The organism is Micromonospora sp. NPDC047074 (assembly GCF_040643815.1).
Classification (GTDB): Bacteria; Actinomycetota; Actinomycetes; order Mycobacteriales; family Micromonosporaceae; genus Micromonospora.
Genome location: NZ_JBEYVB010000041.1, coordinates 39272 through 59567, shown reverse-complemented (window position 1 = coordinate 59567; position 20296 = coordinate 39272). Strand labels below are relative to the sequence as shown.

Here is a 20296-nt window from a genome sequence, read left to right as displayed (position 1 = left end):
AACGCCCGGTTACATTCCGAACCCGGAAGCTAAGCCTTCCAGCGCCGATGGTACTGCACTCGGGAGGGTGTGGGAGAGTAGGACGCCGCCGGACATCTTTCAGTTCAGGGTCACCCCTTGCGGGGTGGCCCTGAACTGCATTCCAGACCATTTCCGCAGGGCGCTGTCCCGGTGCACCGTCGGGAGCTGGTGGCGGAACTCGGTGGGCGATTGGCCGTATCGGGCGCGGAACGCCTGGCTGAAATGCGCGGCGCTGGTGAATCCCCACCGGGCGGCGATCGCGTTGATCGTGCGGGCGGCGAACCGGGCTTCGGCGAGGTCGCGTCGGCACCGGTCGAGGCGCTGTTCGCGGATCCAGCCGGCGACGGTGTGCCCCTCCTGCTGGAACAGCTTGTGCAGGTAGCGCACGGAGATGTGGTGCGCTGCGGCGATCACGTTCGGGGTCAGGTCCGGGTTACCGAGATGGTCGCTGATGAAGGCGTGGATGCGGGCGGTCAGCGCCCGCCGGCGTGTGTCCGCGGGGACGACCTTCTGGGTGTCCAGCGCGTCGGCCAACGCCGTGATCAGCACGTCGAGCGTCAGGGTGGCCAGACGCGTGGTCTCGGCCGGGGTCAACTCGTTCATCTGGTCGGCGAGCTGCAGCAGGAAGCGCGACGACAACGCGCCGACGCCGCGGGCGCCGGGAATGCGGACGGCGCTCAGGTCACGCAGCTCCCGGGGCGGAAACGGCAGCAGAGCACGGGGGAAACGCAGGAGCAGCATCCGGCTCGTCGACTCGTCCGGCCGGAGTTCTGCCAGGTACGGACGCGAGGTGTCGTAGAGCACGAGATCCCCGGCGCCGAACTCCGCCCGTCTGCCGTCCTGCGTCAGCGTGCCGCTGCCACTGACCATGCAGCTCACCTTGAACACTTCCGGGTCGGCCTGCCGGATCAGCCGGGGCGTGCGGCGCACCGAGTGTGCCATCGTCGTCATCAGGGTCGCCTGCACCGGGCCGAACCCGCTGATGCCGACCCGCGCCTCGAATCCGGCTTCCGCCTGCCGTTCCCGGGCCAAGTCGTACGGTACCCAGAGCTTCGCGCTGACCTCACGCCAGAAGGCGAACCGGTCGCCCGGCGAGACGTCGGCAGTGCTGACAACGTCCATCGACCAACCATAGTGAACGGCACCGACGAGCCCATCCGATCAAACCCGGCCCGCGGCCACCCCGAAGGCGCCGGAGCCCTGCTGCGTTGACACGATCACGGCATCGACGGCCGGGGTCGCGACGCCCATGGTGGGACGTGGCGGCCCACGTACTCGCGGGCACGGGGCAGGGGGTCCTGCCAATACTGGTGGGGCATGCGGCTGTGGTGCTGCTCGCAGAACTCCGCGAGACCGACCGTGATTTCGACGCGCTCCAGCGGCTGGCCTTCGAACTCTGTGTTGACCGCCAGCAACTGCGGCTCGGGATGCCAGCCCGAGTGATCGAACGCCCAGCCCTCCCAGATCGCGTAGACGTGGCAGACCTGCCGCTCGCCGGCGAAGCGGACCGCCGCTGTCTGGATCGACCGTTCCGGATAGGAGTCTCGGCAGACCCAGGCGAGGACGTGACACGCACCGGCGGCGAAGAACGCCTGGTCCGTCCGTTCCCACGCCACGCGCTGGTCCGATCGCTCGATCGGCGTCCGACGAAACGCTCCCGCTGCTTCTGCTGCCATACCCGGACGTTAGCGGCCGGCCCGGTGCCCCGGTGCCCAGGCGTTGTCGGTCATGGACGGCAGCCTGGGCGCCGTCAAGCAGTCTCGCGGAGGACGGTGTCGAGCACCTTCGCGATGCCGGCTTCGTCGATGGGCGCGGCCGGATCGGCGGCGTACTGGTGGAGGGCCTGCCGGACGGCTGTCAGTGACCCGTCCCGGCGCAGGGCCCACCTGGCAGCTGTCGGTTTGCCGGAGTGCCTGCCCTCGACCGCGAAGTGCCAGATCCGGCAGGCGGTGAGCACCATGTGGGCGGCGTCTTCGGCGTCGTCGGTGTGGGCCAGCCAGGTCGTCAGCCAGTGCCGGCCCCGCTGCCGGACCCACGCGGCCGGCACCGGCGCCACCACGTCGCGGGGGTCCGCGCCGATCAGGGCGCGTCCCTCCGCTCGGGCCATGGACAACTCGGCCGGCAGGTCCGGCGCGGCGGCCACGTGTGACTCCACCTCCACGCCGACGCAGGATCCGTCGTACCGGCCGACGTGCAGCTCCATCGGTGGCGTCCGGGTCGGTGCGCCGGCGACGTCGGCGGTCACCACGTGCAGGTCCACGCCGCTCGCGCCGCGGACGTCGGCGCGTCGTACCAGGGTGTCCAACGCGGCGACCTGAGCGTCGGAGAGCCCGCCGTCGATCACGGTCAGCAGGTCGATGTCACTGCGGCCGGGACGGAACTCGCCGGTCGCGAGTGACCCGTGCAGTATCACCGATCGCGTCGCGGCACCGATGACGTCGGCGCAGCGGTCGGCAAGGTGTCCGGCCACGGCCAGCGCGTCGGGTTCGGCGTGTGCCATCCGTCATTCGTACCAGCCGCCGAGCGGGGGGATCGGCGGGCGCACTTGCTCCCGGGGGAGGTCCTTGCGATGCTTTGCGCATGTCCTTGCTGCCAGCCACGTTCGCGGAAGAGGTCATCGGCCAGCCGGCCCGGCTCCAGTTCGAGGCGTTCCTCGACGAGCACCGCAGGGCGCTCCACGACTGCCTGGACGGGCTGACCGAGGAGCAGGCACGCCGGTCGTTGGTGCCCTCCCGGACCACGCTGCTGGGGCTGGTCACGCACGCCACGTTCGTCGAGAAGGTCTGGTTCGACGAGGCCGTCACGTGCCGGCCGCGTACCGAGATCGGCATTCCGGCCACGCCGGACGAGTCCTTCGTCCTGCGTGACGACGACACCATCGCCACCGTCCAGCACGCGTACCGGGAAGCGTGCGCGGCCTCCCGCCACGCGACGTCGTCGCTCGGACTGGACGACCTGCTGTACGGCAACCGGCGCGGCCCGCTTCCGCTGCGTTGGGTCTATCTTCACGTGCTGCGTGAGCTCGCTCAGCACTGCGGGCACGCGGACATCCTGCGTGAGCAGTTGCTGAACGAGTAGCGCGCGGTATCCGCCGGCGGGCAACTCCACCGGGTGTCGCGGTCCGCGCCGGGGCAGCCGGTCAGCGGCGGGGCCGGCGGGAGTCGACGAGTCGCAGTGCGTTGCAGACGTCGACGACGCCCTGGACGTCCCAGGCGATCTCGCCGGCCGCCCGCCGGGTGTCCGGGCCTGCCACGATGCCCGCGAGGATGACGACCCGGTTCTGCACGGTCACCACGATCTGTTGGCGGCGGGTCGTCCAGTCGCTGCTCAGCCGCTGGGCGACCAGGGCCGCCAGCCGGCCGTCCTCGTCGTCCGGCGCGGGCTCGGTCGGATCGGGGCGGAACGCGCCCTCGTCCGGGTACGGCCAGGGCGTACGCATGGTTCTGCACTCTTTCCTGTCGATGGTCTGCGGGCCCGGAAGCGACCCGGGCCCGGTGTCGGCTCAGCGGGACAGCGCGTCGGTCACCGCCGCCGGGGCGGGCCGCGCCACGGCCCCGCCCCGGTCGCCGTCAGCGTCGGCGGTCCCCTCCGCGGACAGCCGCCGTAGGGCCTCCTCCGGGCTCTCGAAGACCGGGAACAGCCCGTCGAGCCGCATGGTGTGCAGCACGGTGCGGATGAAGCGGGACGGAGCGGCCAGGCACAGCACGGCGCCGCGGTCCCGGGCGTCGCGGTGTGCCCGGACGAGCAGGCCGAGCCCGCCGGCGTCGATGAGGCGGACCCGGGTCAGGTCGACCACCACGTGCCCAGAGACGTCCACGGTCTGCCGCAGGGCCGCCCGCAGGTCGTCGGCGGCGTCGACGTCGATGTCGCCGGTGGCCGTGACCACCGCGACGTCGTCGAGGTGGTCGACGCCCAGCACCCCGCCCGACGGCGGCGTACCCGTGCCGCCCGTGCCGCCCGTGCCGCCCGTGCCGCCCGTGTCGTCCGGGGGCAGCAGGCTGCACCGGGGGCAGCGGTGCGGGCCCGTGGCGAACGCCGATCCGCTCCAGCCGTGCTCGGCCACCAGGGTCCAGACGACTTCGGCGTCCGGTAGGACGCACGCGGTCCCCGTGATCGTGTCTCCGCAGCTGTCGCAGATCAACGTCATCAGGTGCTCGTCCGGTACGACGGTCATGGTGTCTTCCTCCATGGGAGGTCGGGCCGGGCGACCCGCCGGTCCGTGACCGGTGGTGTCGGCGTGGGATCGAGGTCCGGCCGCGTTCCGGGTGGTGGGGCGGCCGGCCGTCGCGGGCCGGCCGTGGCCGTCACGAGGGTGACGCCGAGGACGGCCGAGACGGCCGGTACGCCGACGCTCCACAGGCCGGACCGGTCGGTGTCGAGGCCGACGATGCGGGCCAGGATGACGCCGAGCAGGGCGGTGACGATCCCGGACACCAGGGCCAGCCAGACCGGCACCTCCCGCCGGTGCGGCGCCACCAGCCAGCCCACCCCGGCGACGAGGAGACCGACGGCGAGTGCGGTGACGAGGCCGGCGACGGTCATCTGCCTCCTCCTCCGGGACCGGTCGGCCGGCGGTCACCGGCCCGTGGGTTTCGCCCACCACCCTCGACACCGGCCGTGGCGCGGGCCACGCGGTTGTATGACAGTTGCGTGACAAAACCGTCGAACGCCGGACGCGGCTGGGCGTCCGCGTCCGCCTTGGGGATGATGCCGGTATGACGGGCGTGCTGGTGATCGAGGATGACGACCGGATCCGTCTGGCGTTGCTGCTCGCGCTGGAGGACGAGGGCTACCGCGTCCGTGGCGCGGGCACCGCCGAGGAGGGGCTGCTGATGCAGCGTCGGGAACCGGCCGACAACGTGCTGGTCGACCTGATGCTGCCGGGCCTGGACGGCTTCGAGTGCATCCGGCGGCTGCGCCGGGACGACGACGTGCCGATCGTGGTGGTCAGCGCCCGTGACGACACCCACGACATCGTGGCGGCGCTCGAGGCCGGCGCCGACGACTACGTGGTCAAACCGGTGGCGATCAAGGAACTCTCGGCGCGGCTGCGCGCGCTGCGACGCCGGGCCCGCGCGACGCACGACCCCGTGCAGGTGCTCACGTTCGGGCGGTTGGAGATCAGTCCGGACGCCGGGGAGGTACGCCGGGCGGGCCGGCCCGTGCCGGTCACCCGTACCGAGTTCCGGCTGCTGTGCGAGCTGGCCGAGCACGCCGGGCGGGTGCTGTCGCGCCAGCAGTTGCTGCAACGGGTCTGGGGCTACGACACCGGTGACGAGCGCCTCGTCGACGTGCACGTGGGCCGGCTGCGGCAGAAGATCGAGGACGATCCGGGCAACCCCCGGCACCTGGTCACCCTGCGCGGCCTCGGCTACAAGCTGACCCGGTGAGGCGGCTGGGACTGCGGGCCCGGGTGTCCGCCGGGTTCGCCATCGGCGCGCTGCTGCTGTCCGCCTCCATGGCGCTGGTCTCCTACGAGCTGACCCGCAGGTCCCTGCTCGACGAGCGGGAGCGCACCGCCGTGCGGGCGGCGTACTTCGACGCGGCGGTGGTGCGTACCGGCCTGGACACGGAGGCACCCGACGTGGTGGAGGTGCTGCGGTCCCTCGACACCGGCGGCAACCGCCGACCGCTGCTGCACCGGGGCGACGACTGGTACGGGCGTACGGCGGACACGGGCCTGACCGCCGCCATCCCGGTCGAGCTGCAACGGCTCGTCCGTGACGGGGAACCGGCCGTGCAGCGGGTCCGGGTCAACGGCCAGCCCACCCTGCTGGTCGGCCTGCCGCTGGCCCCCTCCACCAGCTACTACGAGCTGACCTCGCTGCGCGAGCTGGACCAGACCCTGCGGGTCCTGGCGCTCGCGCTGACGGCCGTCGCGATCGTGGTCGCCGGGTCCGGCGCCGCCCTGGGCTGGTACGCCACCCGGCACAGCCTGCGACCGCTGACGGCGGTCGCCGACGCCGCCCAGGAGATCGCGGCGGGCAACTTCTCCGCCCGGCTCGCGACGACCACCGATCCGGACCTCACCCGGCTCTCCACGTCCTTCAACCACATGGTCGACCAGCTCTCGCAGCGCATCGAACGGGACCGCCGGTTCGCCGCCGACGTCAGCCACGAGTTGCGGTCGCCGTTGCAGACCCTGTCGGCGGCGGCCAGCGTCCTGGCCCGGCGCCGGGACCACCTCGACGAGCGCACCGCCACGGCCGCCGGGCTGGTGGCCGACGAGATCACGCGGTTCGAGCAGCTGGTCAACGACCTGATCCAGCTCGCCAGGGGCGACCAGCCGATCGACCGGGCGCCGGTCGACGTGGCGGCGCTGGCCCGGCGCGCCTGTCAGGCGCGCGGGTTGCCGGACACGCTCGTACGGGCCGACCGGGGCGGCGCCGACCGCTGGCTGGTCGACGAGCGTCGCGTCGAGCAGATCCTGGCCAACCTGGTCGACAACGCGATCCGCCACGCGGGCGGACCGGTGGCCGTGCGACTGTCGCAGCGGGACGGGACGGGAGTCGTCGAGGTCGACGACGAGGGGCCGGGCGTGCCCCCGCGGGACCGGGAGGCCATCTTCGACCGGTTCGTCCGCGGCCGGGCCGCGCACTCGCGTGCCGGCGGCGACGGCACGGGGCTCGGGCTGGCCATCGTCGCGCAGCACGCCGCCGCGCACCGGGGCCGCGCCGGGGTGGGCGACCGCCCGGGTGGGGGCGCCCGCTTCCGGGTCGAGCTGCCCGGGGTGCTGCCGTGACCGGGCCCGCGTCCCGCGGCCCGTGGCGCGGCGTGGGCGGGACGCTCGTCGTCCTCGGGTTGCTCGCCGGGTGCGGCGTGCCGACCGAGAGCGGCCCGCGCGCGGTGGCGCCACCGCCGGGGCCGTTTCCCACCTCGGGAACGGTCGTCACGACGCCGACGCCCACCCTGACGTCGGGACGGGCGATGGAGGTGCTCTGCTTCGTCCGGGACGACCGGCTGGTCCGCGTCGAGCGCCGCGTCGACGGCACGCCGACCGTCGACGCCCAGCTCCAGCACCTGCTGGCCGGTCCGACCGCCGCCGAGCGCGACACCGGCCTCACCACCGCGCTGCCGGGGGCCGTCGCGGTCGCCACTGCCCGGCCGCGGGGCACCGAGGTCGACGTCGACCTCGGTGGGGCCGGCGACGACACGGGCCGCAGCGACGAGGTCCTCGCCTTCGGGCAGATCGTCTGCACCCTGACGGCCCGCTCCGACGTCGACACGGTGGCCTTCCTCCGGGCCGGGGCACCGCTGGGGGTGCCGCGCGCCGACGGGTCGCTGTCCCAGCGGCCCCTCGCCGCCGACGACTACGCCGGCCTCGTCGCGCCCCGGTGACGGGGCGGGACACCCGCCCGCGCCGCCGGGCACCGGCCGCCGGGTCAGCCGCTGAAGGCGCGTCCACCCGGTGGGCGAGTCGGATTCCTGCTCGTCGTCAATGCGACTTGCCGTGCCCGCGTGATGACGCCGAGTGCTCTCATTTCTCCCGCTGGCCCGCACCGTGCGGGCCGACGGAAACGGAGAGTGCGAGTGGGATCCAACCTCCTGCGCCGGGTCGCCACGGCGACCGTGGCGCTCAGCTGCGCCGTCCTCGGGACGGTGGTGGCGGCGACGGGGCCGGCCGCGGCCAGCCCGATCCGCAACAACACCCCCTGGTCGGTGCTGCTCTGCAAGTTCAGCGACAAGCCGGCCGAGCCCAGGACCCCGTCGTTCTTCGCCAACTTCCTCACCCACGCCGGTCTCGGTACGGGTGGGGTGGCGGACTACCTCGCCGACCAGTCCGGCGGCCGGGTCTCGCTGGCCGGCTCGAACGTGCGGGGTTGGTACACGATGTCGTACACCCTGGCGCAGTTCCAGTCGATCGACCGGGGCACCCGCATCCAGCGCTGTGTCGACACCGCCGCGGCGAACGGCTACACCGTTCCCGCGGGGCACCGCACCGCCGTGATGTTGAACGACTGGGTGGACTCCGGGGCGGCCGGCGGGCGGGTGCTGCTCGACCCGGGGGCCTGGAATGTCGGCTTCGCCGCCCACGAGATGCTGCACGGCTACAACCTCGGGCACTCGTTCTCCAACGACACGACCTACCAGAACGCGCCGTGGTCCCAGCCGGGCGAGTACGACGACCCGTGGGACGAGATGAGCGCGATGCACATCTACGCCTTCGCCACCGCGAACTACGGCACGAGCGCGGTCGGGCTCAACGGCTTCCACCGCGACGAGTTGGGCTGGCTGCCGAAGAACCGGGTGTTCACCATGGCCGCCGACGGCGTGGGTTCGCGGACCATCACGCTGGCGCCGCTGGAGGTGCCGTCGGCGGGCGGCCCGCAACTGGTCCGGATCCCGTTCGACCCGGCTGACCTGTTCCACTACTACACGGTGGAGTTCCGCCGTAAGACGGGCTGGAGTGCCGGCATCCCGGCCGACACCGTCCTGCTGCACGAGGTCCGCAACGGCACGCCCACGCTGCTGCGGACGGGGCCCGGCGGGGGGCCGGCGCAGTCGCTCAACGCCAACGGCGTGCAGGTGAGCGTCAACTGGGTCTCGGGCGACGCCGCGTCCGTCACCGTCACCACCGACGTGGTGAACCGCTGCCTCCAGGGCTACGTCTGGCGGGAGGCCCGGCCGGGCGACATGGTCTGCGTCACCCCCGCCACCCGCAGCCAGGTGTGGGCGGACAACGCCGCGGCCCCGAGCCGCTGGGTGAACGGCCCGTACGGCCCGCACACCTGCGTCACCGGCTACGTGTGGCGCGAGGCGTACGCCGGTGACGACGTCTGCGTGACCGGCGCCCAGCGCACCCAGGCCGCCGCCGACAACGCCGCCGCGGCGAGCCGGCGCAACCCGGCACGCCTCGTCGCCGGGCCGAACACCTGCGTCAGCGGGTACGTCTGGCGCGACGCCGACCAGTCCGACTACGTCTGCGTCACCGGGGCGACCCGGTCGCAGGTGCTCGCCGACAACGCCGCCGCCGCCAGCCGTTGGGTGAACGGCCCGTACGGCCCGCACACCTGTGTCGCGGGCTACGTGTGGCGGGAGGCGTTCCTCGGTGACGACGTGTGCGTGACCGGCGCCCAGCGCAGCCAGGCAGCGGCGGACAACGCCGCCGGGCCGGGCCGGGTGCTGCGCCCGGGCGGCTGATCCCCGCGACGCTCCCGGGCGGCCCGACCGCCCGGGAGCGTCGCTGCGTCAGGGCCGGCGGGTCTCGAACGTCTCCCGGTCGAGGAAGAGCAGCCGGGCCTGCTTCTCGGGCAGGTCGATCAGCGGCCCGGCGACGAAACCGGTGCGCAGCAGCCGGCGTACCGCCTTCTCGTTGCGCGCGTCCGGCTCCGCGATCACCCGCTGGTGCCGTGGGTCGGCGAAGACGAAGCCGAAGAGCACGTTCAGCAGGGTGCCCGTGAAGCCCCGCTCGATCCCGGTGGGTGCGCCGATCAGCAGGTGGGTCCCGTGGTCGCCGGGCAGCACCTCGTAGTACTCGCCGACCGGGTCGGCCGCCGGATCGTACGTCTGGAACAGCGCGACCGGGGTGTCGTCGCGGTGTACCAGCCAGGCGTGGTGGGTGGTGAGCGAGTCCAGGTAGCGGTATATCTCCTCGACCCGGTCCCGGCCGGCGTCGCGCATCCCCCAGAACCGGGCGCGTTCCTGGCTGACCCAGCCGTGGATCAGGTCGATGTCGGTGTCGGGGTCGAGGGGGCGGATCGTCACCAGGCCGAAGCCGTCGACGTCTTGTCGGTAGGTGCTGGCAAGATTACGCATCGTGCATCACGATACGGTGATTTCCGTCGATATGCACGCAATTCGATCACCGGCGTGGCGCCGGGCGTCCGACGGCCCCGGCCGGCGGTGCTCACGCCCGCTTCCCGCCGCCTGCCGCGATCGTCAGGGTGCCCGCCTCGGCCCCGGTCCGGCGGCGGGCGGCGGGGACCACCAGGGGGGTGCCGCACTCCGGGTCGTCGATCACGCGGCAGGGCAGCCGGAAGACCTCCTCGACCAGTTCCGCGGTGACCACGTCCCGGGGCGGGCCGGCGGCGACCACCCGCCCGTCGCGCATCGCGATCAGGTGCGTCGCGTAGCGGGCGGCGTGGTTGAGGTCGTGCAACACCGCCACGAGCGTGCGGCCCTGCTCCTCGTGCAGCCGGGCGCAGAGGTCGAGGATCTCGATCTGATGGGCGATGTCCAGGTAGGTGGTCGGCTCGTCGAGCAGCAGCAGGGGAGTCTGCTGGGCCAGCGCCATGGCGATCCACACCCGCTGCCGCTGCCCGCCGGAGAGCTCGTCCACGGCCCGGTCGGCGAGGTCGGCGACCCCGGTGGCGGCCATCGACTCGGTGACCACCCGTTCGTCCTCCCGCGACCACTGCCGCAGCAGCCCCTGGTGCGGATACCGGCCGCGGGCGACGAGTTCGGCCACACCGATGCCGTCCGGCGCGACGGACGTCTGCGGCAGCAGGCCGAGGGTGCGCGCGACGCCCCGGGCCGGCATCCGGTGGATGTCCTCCCCGTCGAGCAGCACCGCCCCGGTGGTGGGCTTCAGCAGCCGGGACAGGGCCCGCAGCAGGGTCGACTTGCCGCAGGCGTTGGGGCCGATGATGACCGTGAAGGACCGGTCGGGCACGGTGACGCTCAGGTCCTCGGCGATGGTCCGTCGCTCGTAGGCGAGGGTCATCGCGGTGCCGCTCAGCCGGGACTGCATGCTCGGTGCTCCGTTCTCGTCGTGGGCGGCCCCGCCGGGGCCGGTCACAGCCGGCCGGCCCGGCGCTCGGTGGCCAGCAGCCAGATCAGGTAGGCGCCGCCGAGCACCCCGGTCACCACGCCGACCGGCAGTTGGTGCCCGGTGAACGCCCGCTGGGCGACCTGGTCGGCGGCGACCATCAGCACCGCCCCGACGGCCGCCGACGGCAGCAGGTTCGGCCCCGGCGCCCGGGTCAGCCGCCGCGCCAGGTGCGGCGCGGTGAGCGCCACGAAGTTCACCGGCCCGGCGGCGGCCGCCGCGAGGGAGACCAGCAGCACCGCCGCGGCGAGCGTGACCAGGCGCATCCGCTCCACGCGTACGCCGAGGGCGGCGGCGGCGTCGTCACCCATCTCGACCAGCCGCATCGCCGGCCCGTACGCGGCCAGCATGAGCGGCACCAGCACGCCCAGTGCGATCAGCACGGGTAGCGCGTTGACCCAGCCGCGCCCGTCCAGGCTGCCCGTGAGCCAGAGCACGGCGCGGGCGGCGTCCATCAGCGGGGCCCGGGTGAGCAGCCAGCCGTTGACCCCGGTGAGGATCGCCATGGTGCCGATGCCGACCAGGATCAGCCGGTACCCGTGCACACCGCGTCGCCAGGCCAGCCCGTACACCAGCGCGCCGGTGACCAGCCCGCCGACCACCGCCGACGAGGCCAGCGCCAGGCTGCTGCCGCCGACCACCACCACGACGAGCGCCCCGGTGGCCGCGCCCTGGGTGAAGCCGAGCATGTCGGGGCTGCCCAGCGGGTTGCGGACCAGCGACTGGAAGACCGCCCCGGCCAGCGCCAGTGCGGCGCCGACGCAGAGCGCGGTGACCAGCCGGGGCAACCGCAGCTCGGTGACGATGAACTCCTCGGCCGGGGTGCCCTGGCCGGTGAGGGCGCGCAGCACGTCGGCGGTGCTCATCGGGTAGTCGCCGCTGCCGATGGCGAACACGCTCAGCGCCAGGGCCAGCAGCACGCAGGTGACGCCGACGACGATGGCGCGGGGGTGCAGCCGCAGGGAGAGGCCGCCGGGGGTGCGGAGGGTCTTCACGGGTGGGCCACCCGCCCGCGCCGCACCAGCCAGAGGAAGAGCGGACCGCCCGCCACGGCGGTCACCATGCCGACCTGGAGTTCGCCGGGCCGGCTCAGCACCCGCCCGAGCACGTCGGCGCCGAGCAGCAGCACCGGCGCCAGGACCGCGCAGTACGGCAGCAGCCAGCGCAGGTCGGGCCCGGTGAGCGCGCGGACGAGGTGCGGCACGAGCAGCCCGACGAAGACGATCGGCCCGCAGGCGGCGGTGGCGGCGCCGCAGAGCAGCGTGATCGCCACGACGACCGCGCCCCGGACCAGGGCGGGGCGGGCACCGAGGGCGCGCGCCGCGTCGTCGCCGAGCGCCAGCGCGTTGAGCGGGCGGGTGACCGCCAGCGCGACCAGCAGGCCGGCCGCGATGAACGGCGCGACCGTGCGGACGGTGGACAGCTCGGCACTGGCCAGCGAGCCGACCGTCCAGAACCGCAGCCGTTCCAGCGACGCGGTGTCCATCAGCATCACGGCGCTGACGTACGAGTAGAGGGTGGCGTTGAGCGCCGCGCCGGCCAGCGCCAGTCGGGCGGGGGTCGCCCCGCGCCCGCCGCCGACCACGTACACGGCGGCGGTCACGACCGCCGCGCCGATCAGCGCGAACCACACCTGCCCGCCGACGCCGCCGATGCCGAACAGGACCGCCCCGGTGGCCACCGCCGCCGAGGCGCCGGCGTTGATGCCGAGCAGCCCGGGGTCGGCGAGCGGGTTGCGGGTCAGCGCCTGCATCACGGCGCCGGCGACGCCGAGCGCCGCCCCGGCGATCAGGCCGAGCAGCGTACGCGGCAGCCGCATCTCGTACACGACGGCGTGCTCGGCGGAGTCGCGGTGCAGCAGGCCCTGCCACACGTCGGAGAGGGGAAGCTGTTTGGCGCCCACGGCGATGCTGAGCACCGCGACGGCGACGAGCAGCAACACCGACACCGCGAGACCGACGGCGCGTGGCGCGGCGCGGCCGGACCGGCGCACGACGATCGGTGCCGGAGGTGCGCCGGTGCGTGGGGAGGTGGTGGCGGACAGTGTGGACTCCGGTGTGGGGCGAAAACGAGGGCGGGGCTTGACAGGCGTTTAGGTTAGGTTAACCTAACCCCGCTGTCCATCGTCATTCGCCCGACCCTGATCGGAAAGACGCCGCCAATGTCGCATCCCGTGTCCGCCCGCCGCCTTTCCCGCCGGGGCCTGCTCGCCGCCGGAGGCGCCGCCACCCTGGCCGCCCTGCTCGCCGGCTGCGGTGGGGACGAGGACTCCGCCGCTCCCGCCGCGTCGAACTCCGGCGGCCCGTGGTCGTTCACCGACGACCGTAACGAGAAGGTGAGCGTCGCCGCGCGTCCGACCCGGGTCGTCGCCTTCACCGGGGTCGCCGCCGCACTCGTCGACTTCGGGGTCGACAAGCAGATCGTCGGCGTGTTCGGCGAGACGAAGCGCGCCGACGGCAGCAAGGACCCGCAGGCCGGCGACCTCGACGTCGAGGGTGTGGAGATCCTCGGCAACGTCTGGGGCGAGTTCAGCCTGGAGAAGTACGCCGCCCTGCGGCCCGAGCTGCTCGTCACCCACATGTACGACCCGGGCGCCCTCTGGTACGTGCCCGACGAGAGCAAGGACAAGATCCTCCCGCTCGCCCCCAGCGTCGCCATCACCACCGCCCGGGTGCCGATGACCAAGCCCATCGAGCGGTACGCGCAGCTCGCCGAGTCGCTCGGCGCCGACCTGTCCGCGAAGAAGGTCACCGACGCCAAGGCCCGCTTCGAGGCCGCCGCCGAGTCGGTCCGCCAGGCGGTCAAGGCGAACCCGGGCATCAAGGTGCTCGCCTGCTCCGGCAGCCCCGACCAGTTCTACGCCTCCAACCCGAAGGTCAGCACCGACCTGATGTACTTCGCCGAGCTGGGCGTCGAGATCGTCGTGCCCACCAAGCTGGAGGCCGGCGACTACTTCGAGGCGCTGAGCTGGGAGAACGCGGGCAAGTTCCCGGCCGACCTGCTGCTGCTCGACAACCGCAGCACCGCCCTGCAGCCCAAGGACATGGCCGCCAAGCCCACCTGGGCGCAACTGCCCGCGGTCAAGGCCAACCAGATCACCCCGTGGGACGCGGTGCCCCGCTTCTCGTACGCCGGCTCCGCGCCGCTGCTGGAGAACCTGGCCGCCGCCATCAAGGGCGCGAAGAAGGTCACCGGATGACGACCCTCGTCGCCGTCCAGTACCGCTTCTACGCGGCGCGGGTCGTCGCCGCCCGGCGGATCGGCGCGTCCCTGATCCGGGTGACCCTCGGCGGTCCGGAGCTGGCCGACTTCGCCGGTGGCGGCCGGGACCAGAGCGTCTCGCTGTTCCTGCCGCACCCCGGCCAGCCCGAGCCGGTGCTCCCCGTCGCGGAGGGCGACGACTGGTTCGGCGCTTACCGGGCGATGGACGCCGACGTGCGCGCCGTGATGCGGTCGTACACCATTCGGGAGCAGCGTCCCGAGCGGGCCGAGGTGGACATCGACTTCGTCAGCCACGGCGACACCGGCCCCGCCTCGCGCTGGGCCCGGCACGCCCTGCCGGGGGACCGGGTCGTCCTGCTCGGTCCGGCCGTGCAGGACAACCGCAGCGTCTGCTTCCGCCCGCCGACCGGCACCGACTCGGTCCTGCTCGTCGCCGACGAGACCGCGCTGCCCGCCGCCGCCGGGATCCTGGCCTGGCTGCCGGCCGGCACCCGGGTCCGGGCCTGGATCGAGGTGCCCGACGCGGCGGACATCCAGGAACTGCCCAGCGCGGCGCAGGCCGAGGTGAGCTGGATCGTGCGGGGCGCCACCGCCCCCGGCAGCAGCCTGCTGGCCGACGCGGTCCGCGCCGCCCGGCTGTCGCCCGGCAGCCCGTACGCCTGGGTCGCCGGCGAGTCCTCGATGGTGCGTTCCGTGCGCCGGCACCTCGTCGCCGAACGCGGCCTGGACCGCCGCCACGTCACCTTCTCGGGCTACTGGCGCCGCGGTGTCTCTGAGGAGGACCTGCGCGCCGAGGCTGCCGCAGCCGCCGCCTGACGATGCCCGCCGCGCGTCGCGTCCCACCCCGATGGGACGCGGCGCGCGGCGTCCTTTGTCGCTCAGAACTCCCGGTACATGACGTGCAGGCCCACCCGGCCGAGGGCGGGATGGCGGAACGCGCCGGGCACCGTGCCCACCACGGCGAACCCCTCCCGCCGGTACAACTCGACGGCGGTGGTGTTGCTCGCCACGACGGCGTTGAACTGCATCCCCGCGTACCCCCGCTCGCTGGCCCAGCCGACCGCGTGCCGGCACAGGGCGGTGCCCACGCCCCGGCCGCGCGCCGCGCGGGCCACCATGAAGCTGGCCGTGGCGACGTGCGCGCCGGGCCCGGGCCGGTTGGTGCCCATCTTCGCGGTGCCGAGCACCGTGTCGCCGTCGACCGCGACCACCGTCCGTCCCGGCGGGGCCTCCACCCACATGTCGTACGCCTGGTCGGCGGTCAGCTCCGGGTCGTAGGGGAACGTCTCCTGCGCCCGGACAACCTCCTGGATGATCGGCCACACCTGGGCCCAGTCCGGCTCGTGGAACTCGCGGATCCGCATCCGGCGGATGCTATGGGGGGCACGGCAGGACGGCAAAGCGTTTACGGAGGGACGTGGTCGACGGTGGCTAGTGGTCCGAGTGCTGGTCATCCTGACGCGCACCGCCTCTGAACCAGCCGATCGCGGGAGCGTCCAGGTAGGCGTCTTCGATCTCGGGCGGCCACCGTTCATGCAGAGCGGCTAGCTTCGGGTCGTCGGTGGCGCTCGCGGCAGCACACCGCGGTGAATGCAGGCACCCCGGCAAGCCGGCGGCAGCGAAGCCGCGGTGCGCCTCCCATGCGTCCAGCAGTTGCGCGGACGTCAATTTGTGGAGCACGTAGACGCGGGGGTCGAAGTCCCAGCTCCCACCTTCATCATCGGTGACCATGATGAACCAGTACTCGTGACCGTCATGCATCGCCAGACCTGTGATCGGCCCGTCGTACCAACCACTGAACCACACCTTCCGCACGCCCGTCAGTTCGGCCAGGCCCGCAAGGCGTGATGTGGCGTGCATCGGCCAACGATAGTCGGGTCCTGCCCTCAGGGGCTCAAGCCCCGCCCACCCGTAGCGAAGATCCGCTGGCGCTGCCGGCGACCTACCGGTGCCCCTCCAGATCGGCGAGCAGGGTCACCACCCGAGTCTTGATGTCGTCGCGGACCTGGCGGACGATGTCGAGGGGCTGCCCGGCGGGGTCGATGAGTTTCCAGTCCTCGTAGCGCTTGCCGGGGAAGACGGGACAGGCGTCTCCGCAACCCATGGTGACGATGACATCGCTGGCTTCGGCGGCATCCCAGGTGAGCCGGGCTGGGAGTTGACCGGTGATGTCGATGCCCACCTCGCGCATGGCCTCGACGGCCACGGGGTTGATCTGGTCGGCTGGTTCGGAGCCGGCGGAGCGGACCTCGACGGTGTCGCCGGAGAGGTGGCGGAGCCAGCCGGCGGCCATCTGGGAGCGGCCGGCGTTGTGGACGCAGACGAACAGGACGCTGGGCTTGTCGCTCATCGGTGACGTTCTTCCTGTCAGGTGATGGTAGGGCTGCGGCGTTCGATCAGGGTGACGTCGCGCCACGTGCCGTGGTGACGGCCGACGCGTTCGCGGGTGCCGACGGTGCGGAAGCCGCAGGTGGCGTGCAGGGCGAGGCTGGCGGTGTTCTCGGGAAAGACGCCGGACTGGATGGTCCAGACGCCGGCCTGCTCGGTGGAGGCGATCAGGGCGTCGAGCAGGAGGCGGCCGATTCCTTGGCCGCGGGCGTCGGGGTGGACGTAGACGGAGTGCTCGACGACCCCGGCGTAGACGCACCGGTCGGAAACGGCGGAGCAGGCGACCCAGCCGAGGACCCGGCCGGTGGGATCGACGGCCACCCAGCGGTGACCGGGCAGCCGACTGGCGGTGAACTGCGCCCAGGTGGGCGGCTCGGTCTCGAAGGTGGCGCTGCCGGTGGCGATGCCGAGCCGGTAGATGTCCAGCACGGCGTCGGCGTGCTGGTCGCCCATGCCGGTGATGGTGATGCCGGTGGTGCTGGTGGAGGCGGTCATCGGTTCTCCTGGGCGAGGTGCGGCACGACGACGGCGTCGGCGGAGTCGGCGGCGCGGGGGTACCAGGCTGCGAGGGCGGCGACGGCGACCAGGCCGCCGACGAGCTGGGCGGCGACGAAGCCGGGCACGGAGGCCGGGGCGATGCCGGCGAAGGTGTCGGTGAAGGCCCTGCCGATGGTGACGGCGGGATTGGCGAACGAGGTCGACGAGGTGAACCAGTAGGCCGCGCCGATGTAGGCGCCCACGGCGGCAGGGGCGGCGGAGGTGCGGCCGGAGCGGGCGAGGGCGAAGACCAGGACGACCAGGCCGGCGGTGGCGACCACCTCGGCCAGCCACAGGTTCCCGCCGGTCCGCTCGGTACGGGACCAGGTCACGGCCGGCAGGTCGAACATCAGGCCAGCCAGCATCGCCCCGGTGATGGCTCCGCCGGTCTGGGCGGTGGTGTAGGCGGCGAGGTCGCGGGCGGTCAGGCCGGTGCCGGTGTGGCGGCCGAGCCACCAGTCGACGGCGGAGACGACCGGGTTGAAGTGCGCCCCGGACACCGGCCCGAACATGAGGATCAGCGCGCCCAGCGCGAGGGCGGTGGCGATCGCGTTCTCCAGGAGCTGGAGCCCGACGTCGGTGGGGGAGAGCCGGGCGGCGGCGATCCCGGAGCCGACGACGACGGCGACCAGCAGCGCGGTGCCGGCGAACTCCGCCGAGGCCCGCCGGGGCAGGGCGAGTCTCACGCCGCGCTGTCGGCGGCCGGGGCGGTGGAGATGTCCAGCAACGCGCCGAGCTGCCGGAACGCCTCCGGCTTCACCCGGTACCAGACCCAGGTGCCGCGCCGCTCGGAGTCGACCAGGCCGGCGTCGCGCAGCACTTTCAAGTGGTGGGAGATGGTCGGCCCGGACAGGTCGAATGCCGGGGTCAGATCACAGACACACATCTCCGGCACCGACGCGATCATCGACATCAGCCGCAGCCGGACCGGGTCACCCAGGGCCTTGAACATCGGCGCGACGACCACTGCCTGCGCGGCGTCCATCGGGCGGGCCGCGATCGGGGAGCAGCAGGCGACAGCGTCGAGGTCCACCACCGGCAGTGCTTGTTTTGGCATGCGTCTACGTTGACAGAATTCGAATCAGGGTGCAACGTAGGTCTTGCTTCGACAAGCGTCTAGGCAAGCCGTGATCAAGTGGTTCGCCTACCACGTCCGCTGAACCCGCCCAGGAGGAATCGCCATGTCCCGTGTCCAGCTCGCCCTGCGCGTGTCCGACCTCGAAGGCTCCGTGGCCTTCTATTCGAAGCTGTTCGGCGTCGAGCCGGCCAAGCGCCGACCCGGCTACGCCAACTTCGCCGTCGAGAACCCACCCCTGAAGCTCGTACTCCTGGAGGGCGAGCCCGACCAGCCGACCGTGCTGGACCACCTGGGCGTCGAGGTGTTCAGCACCGACGAGGTCGACGCGGCCACCAGGCGCCTCACCGAATCCGGCCTGGTCACCCTGGAGGAGAACAGCACGGAGTGCTGCTACGCCCTCCAGGACAAGGTGTGGGTGCGCGGCCCCGGCGACGAGCCGTGGGAGGTCTACACCGTCAAGGCCGACTCCCCGCAGTTGGAGAAGACCACCGACAGCGCCTGCTGCACCCCGGCCGCCGACAAGGAACCGGCCACCAGCGGGGCGCCGTCGGGCTGCTGCTGAGGATGGGTGTGCGCGCCTGGCGGCGACGATCGGGCGCGCACACCGCCTACCGGTGCTGTCGACAGCACCGGGGCGACCTGTGCCGGGCGTCCTGAGTCGGCGACAGGTCGACGACCGAGGCGGCAGACGGGTTCAGACCTGGCGGCTCAGCCGAGGCGTACCTGGGCCGGCCGTTCGGGACTCGCGGCACCGTCGATCGTCGTGCCGATCGGGGCGGCGGGCCGGGCCGGTACGACGGGGGCGTCCCGGCCGGTGCCCCGGTGGCCGTTGCCGTCGTGGCGCGACTCCTCGTGGTAGTCCTGCTCCACGTTGACCGACCACACGTCGTGCCGGGTGCCGCAGGCGATGTTCTCGGCGGTGAGCATGGCCGTCAGCATCGAGTGGTCCTGGTTGTTGTAGCGGTGCATGCCGTTGCGGCCCACCGGGTGCACGTTGGGCACCTCGCGGGCCAGCCACTGCCGGATCACGTCCACGTTGTGCTGGTAGCGCTCGTCGTAGACCGGGTACGCCTTCGGCATCCGCACCACGTATCCGGCCTCGACCACCCCCGGACGGACCAGGCCGAGCCGCTCCAGCTCGGCTGTCGCGGCGGCGATCAGCTCGGCGTCCGGCGTACGCCAGGTCTCGTCGTCCTCGAACACGAAGTACTCCAGGCCCAGGCAGGTGCGGCCGTCCTTCACCAGGTGCGGCGACCAGGAGCCGAAGTTCTGGATCCGGCCGACCCGTACCGCCGGGTCGTGCACGTAGATCCAGTTGTCCGGGAACGAGAACTCCTCCGGTACCACCAGCGCGACGGTCAGGAAGTCCCGGTACCGCAGGTCGGCCGCGGCGGCCAGCACCTCCGCCGGGGGCGCGGGGCGCAGCGCGGCCACCAGCTCCGAGATCGGCATCGAGGAGACGACGTGCGCGGCCGGCTCGGTGCGCCGTCCGCCCGCGCCGTCGACGGTGACCGCGACGGCCCGGCGGGCCTCCGGATCCCGGTGTACGGCGGTCACCCAGGTGCCGGTGTCGACCCGGCCCCCGCGCCGGCGGACCTCCTCGGTGCACCGTTCCCACATCATGCCGGGGCCGAGCTTGGGGTACTGGAACTCCTCGATCAGGCTGGTCACGTCCGTGCGGTTGCGCCGGGGCAGGACCGCGTTGCGCACGGCCTTGGCCAGCGACAGGTTCTTGATCCGCTGGGCGGCCCAGTCGGCCTGCAACCGGTCGGCCGGCATCCCCCAGACCTTCTCCGTGTACGTCTTGAAGAACATCGAGTAGAGCCGCCACCCGAACCGGGCCGAGACCCAGCCCTCGAAGTGCGACTGGTCCTTCGGCGGGCGCAGCCGGGCCCGCGCGTACGAGCCCATGCAGAGCACGGCCTCCCGCAGCCCGAGGTTGCGCAGGGCGTTGACGGCGCTCAGCGGGTAGTCGAACAGGGCGCCCCGGTAGTAGATCCGGCTCATCCGGGGTCGCAGCAGGAAGTCCTCGTCGGGCAGGATCTCGTGCCAGAACTTCTCGACGCGGGCCACCTTCGTGAAGAAGCGGTGCCCGCCGATGTCGAAGCGCCACCCGTCGCGCTCGACGGTGCGGCTGATCCCGCCCACCACCTCGTCGGCCTCGAACACCCGTACCGGGGCGCCCCGCCGGAGCAGCTCGTACGCCGCGGTCAGGCCCGCCGGTCCCGCACCGATGACCACCGTGCCGTGCTCCTGACCCATGCCCGCCTCCTGCTTCGGTT

Annotated in this window: 24 protein-coding genes, 1 rRNA gene and 1 pseudogene; 9 read left to right on the top strand and 17 right to left on the bottom strand. The window is 72.9% G+C overall.

Translation table 11 applies throughout. The features are described from left to right. Positions 1-94: ribosomal RNA gene (gene rrf, locus ABZ809_RS29830) — 5S ribosomal RNA — on the top strand; the annotation flags it as partial. Between the two features lie 5 nt (positions 95-99). Here the strand turns inward: rrf and ABZ809_RS29825 are convergent. The 3 genes from ABZ809_RS29825 to ABZ809_RS29815 form a co-directional block, all read right to left on the bottom strand. Then, positions 100-1143, bottom strand: coding sequence for a helix-turn-helix domain-containing protein (locus tag ABZ809_RS29825; protein ID WP_357565941.1), 1044 nt, complete (start codon positions 1141-1143; stop codon positions 100-102). A gap of 95 nt (positions 1144-1238) precedes the next feature. After that, the gene (locus tag ABZ809_RS29820; RefSeq protein WP_357565940.1) at positions 1239-1637 is read right to left on the bottom strand and encodes a hypothetical protein; all 399 of its coding nucleotides are present in this window, start codon (positions 1635-1637) and stop codon (positions 1239-1241) included. Between the two features lie 134 nt (positions 1638-1771). Then, positions 1772-2521 carry an aminoglycoside adenylyltransferase domain-containing protein gene (locus tag ABZ809_RS29815; protein ID WP_357565939.1) on the bottom strand — a complete coding sequence of 250 codons (750 nt, stop codon included), beginning with the start codon at positions 2519-2521 and terminating at the stop codon, positions 1772-1774. Positions 2522-2601: 80 nt separating this feature from the next. On the opposite strand from ABZ809_RS29815, the gene ABZ809_RS29810 reads away from it, so the two are divergent. Next, positions 2602-3099, top strand: a complete 498-nt coding sequence (locus ABZ809_RS29810) for a DinB family protein (RefSeq protein WP_357565938.1) — start codon at positions 2602-2604, stop codon at positions 3097-3099. Between the two features lie 61 nt (positions 3100-3160). On the opposite strand, the gene ABZ809_RS29805 is transcribed toward ABZ809_RS29810, so the two are convergent. The 3 genes from ABZ809_RS29805 to ABZ809_RS29795 all read right to left on the bottom strand — a co-directional run bounded on the left by ABZ809_RS29805 (position 3161) and on the right by ABZ809_RS29795 (position 4563). Beyond that, positions 3161-3460, bottom strand: a complete 300-nt coding sequence (locus ABZ809_RS29805; RefSeq protein WP_357565937.1) for a BON domain-containing protein — start codon at positions 3458-3460, stop codon at positions 3161-3163. Between the two features lie 63 nt (positions 3461-3523). Further along, positions 3524-4195 (bottom strand): STAS domain-containing protein, encoded by a 672-nt coding sequence (locus ABZ809_RS29800; protein WP_357565936.1) that lies wholly within the window; start codon positions 4193-4195, stop codon positions 3524-3526. Continuing rightward, a complete protein-coding gene (locus ABZ809_RS29795) occupies positions 4192-4563 on the bottom strand; it encodes a GlsB/YeaQ/YmgE family stress response membrane protein (RefSeq protein WP_357565935.1) in 372 nt (123 codons plus the stop codon). Before ABZ809_RS29795 ends, ABZ809_RS29800 begins: the two co-directional genes overlap by 4 nt. Positions 4564-4736: 173 nt before the next feature. Between ABZ809_RS29795 and ABZ809_RS29790 the strand changes: the two genes are divergently transcribed. The 4 genes from ABZ809_RS29790 (at position 4737) to ABZ809_RS29775 (ending at position 9162) form a co-directional block, all read left to right on the top strand. After that, positions 4737-5411, top strand: coding sequence for a response regulator transcription factor (locus ABZ809_RS29790; RefSeq protein ID WP_357565934.1), 675 nt, complete (start codon positions 4737-4739; stop codon positions 5409-5411). Continuing rightward, the gene (locus ABZ809_RS29785) at positions 5408-6763 is read left to right on the top strand and encodes a HAMP domain-containing sensor histidine kinase (protein WP_357565933.1); all 1356 of its coding nucleotides are present in this window, start codon (positions 5408-5410) and stop codon (positions 6761-6763) included. Before ABZ809_RS29790 ends, ABZ809_RS29785 begins: the two co-directional genes overlap by 4 nt. A gap of 32 nt (positions 6764-6795) precedes the next feature. Then, positions 6796-7359, top strand: a complete 564-nt coding sequence (locus ABZ809_RS29780) for a GerMN domain-containing protein (protein WP_357565948.1) — start codon at positions 6796-6798, stop codon at positions 7357-7359. A 192-nt stretch (positions 7360-7551) separates the two neighbouring features. Then, the gene (locus ABZ809_RS29775) at positions 7552-9162 is read left to right on the top strand and encodes a hypothetical protein (protein ID WP_357565932.1); all 1611 of its coding nucleotides are present in this window, start codon (positions 7552-7554) and stop codon (positions 9160-9162) included. A gap of 48 nt (positions 9163-9210) precedes the next feature. On the opposite strand, the gene ABZ809_RS29770 is transcribed toward ABZ809_RS29775, so the two are convergent. The 4 genes from ABZ809_RS29770 to ABZ809_RS29755 all read right to left on the bottom strand — a co-directional run bounded on the left by ABZ809_RS29770 (position 9211) and on the right by ABZ809_RS29755 (position 12731). Continuing rightward, on the bottom strand, positions 9211-9777 hold the full coding sequence (locus tag ABZ809_RS29770) for a GNAT family N-acetyltransferase (RefSeq protein WP_357565931.1): 567 nt from the start codon (positions 9775-9777) through the stop codon (positions 9211-9213). Positions 9778-9868: 91 nt separating this feature from the next. Beyond that, entirely contained in the window at positions 9869-10711 is an 843-nt protein-coding gene (locus ABZ809_RS29765; protein ID WP_357565929.1) for an ABC transporter ATP-binding protein, read from the bottom strand. Positions 10712-10755: 44 nt separating this feature from the next. Beyond that, positions 10756-11784 (bottom strand): iron chelate uptake ABC transporter family permease subunit, encoded by a 1029-nt coding sequence (locus ABZ809_RS29760; RefSeq protein ID WP_357565928.1) that lies wholly within the window; start codon positions 11782-11784, stop codon positions 10756-10758. After that, complete coding sequence (locus ABZ809_RS29755; RefSeq protein ID WP_357565947.1) at positions 11781-12731, bottom strand: iron chelate uptake ABC transporter family permease subunit; 951 nt, start codon at positions 12729-12731, stop codon at positions 11781-11783. Before ABZ809_RS29755 ends, ABZ809_RS29760 begins: the two co-directional genes overlap by 4 nt. A gap of 219 nt (positions 12732-12950) precedes the next feature. On the opposite strand from ABZ809_RS29755, the gene ABZ809_RS29750 reads away from it, so the two are divergent. Both ABZ809_RS29750 and ABZ809_RS29745 read left to right on the top strand, forming a co-directional pair. Continuing rightward, positions 12951-13988: an ABC transporter substrate-binding protein gene (locus tag ABZ809_RS29750; protein ID WP_357565927.1), complete on the top strand. Its 1038-nt coding sequence runs from the start codon at positions 12951-12953 to the stop codon at positions 13986-13988. After that, positions 13985-14827, top strand: a complete 843-nt coding sequence (locus ABZ809_RS29745) for a siderophore-interacting protein (RefSeq protein ID WP_357565925.1) — start codon at positions 13985-13987, stop codon at positions 14825-14827. The genes ABZ809_RS29750 and ABZ809_RS29745 overlap by 4 nt, the downstream gene beginning before the upstream one ends. A 62-nt stretch (positions 14828-14889) precedes the next feature. On the opposite strand, the gene ABZ809_RS29740 is transcribed toward ABZ809_RS29745, so the two are convergent. The 6 genes and pseudogenes from ABZ809_RS29740 to ABZ809_RS29715 all read right to left on the bottom strand — a co-directional run bounded on the left by ABZ809_RS29740 (position 14890) and on the right by ABZ809_RS29715 (position 17993). Further along, the gene (locus tag ABZ809_RS29740) at positions 14890-15375 is read right to left on the bottom strand and encodes a GNAT family N-acetyltransferase (protein ID WP_357565924.1); all 486 of its coding nucleotides are present in this window, start codon (positions 15373-15375) and stop codon (positions 14890-14892) included. A 67-nt stretch (positions 15376-15442) separates the two neighbouring features. Further along, complete coding sequence (locus ABZ809_RS29735; protein WP_357565923.1) at positions 15443-15871, bottom strand: hypothetical protein; 429 nt, start codon at positions 15869-15871, stop codon at positions 15443-15445. Positions 15872-15953: 82 nt separating this feature from the next. Further along, positions 15954-16361, bottom strand: coding sequence for an arsenate reductase ArsC (locus ABZ809_RS29730; RefSeq protein WP_357565922.1), 408 nt, complete (start codon positions 16359-16361; stop codon positions 15954-15956). 17 nt (positions 16362-16378) lie between these two features. After that, positions 16379-16852: an N-acetyltransferase family protein gene (locus ABZ809_RS29725; protein ID WP_357565946.1), complete on the bottom strand. Its 474-nt coding sequence runs from the start codon at positions 16850-16852 to the stop codon at positions 16379-16381. Between the two features lie 62 nt (positions 16853-16914). Next, positions 16915-17622, bottom strand: a pseudogene (locus tag ABZ809_RS29720) (MIP/aquaporin family protein); the annotation flags it as partial. Next, positions 17619-17993, bottom strand: a complete 375-nt coding sequence (locus tag ABZ809_RS29715; RefSeq protein ID WP_357565921.1) for a metalloregulator ArsR/SmtB family transcription factor — start codon at positions 17991-17993, stop codon at positions 17619-17621. The pseudogene ABZ809_RS29720 and the gene ABZ809_RS29715, both read right to left, overlap by 4 nt. A 124-nt stretch (positions 17994-18117) precedes the next feature. On the opposite strand from ABZ809_RS29715, the gene ABZ809_RS29710 reads away from it, so the two are divergent. Continuing rightward, complete coding sequence (locus ABZ809_RS29710; RefSeq protein WP_357565920.1) at positions 18118-18576, top strand: ArsI/CadI family heavy metal resistance metalloenzyme; 459 nt, start codon at positions 18118-18120, stop codon at positions 18574-18576. 146 nt (positions 18577-18722) lie between these two features. On the opposite strand, the gene ABZ809_RS29705 is transcribed toward ABZ809_RS29710, so the two are convergent. Further along, positions 18723-20276, bottom strand: a complete 1554-nt coding sequence (locus ABZ809_RS29705) for an NAD(P)/FAD-dependent oxidoreductase (RefSeq protein WP_357565919.1) — start codon at positions 20274-20276, stop codon at positions 18723-18725. Positions 20277-20296 lie beyond the last annotated feature (20 nt).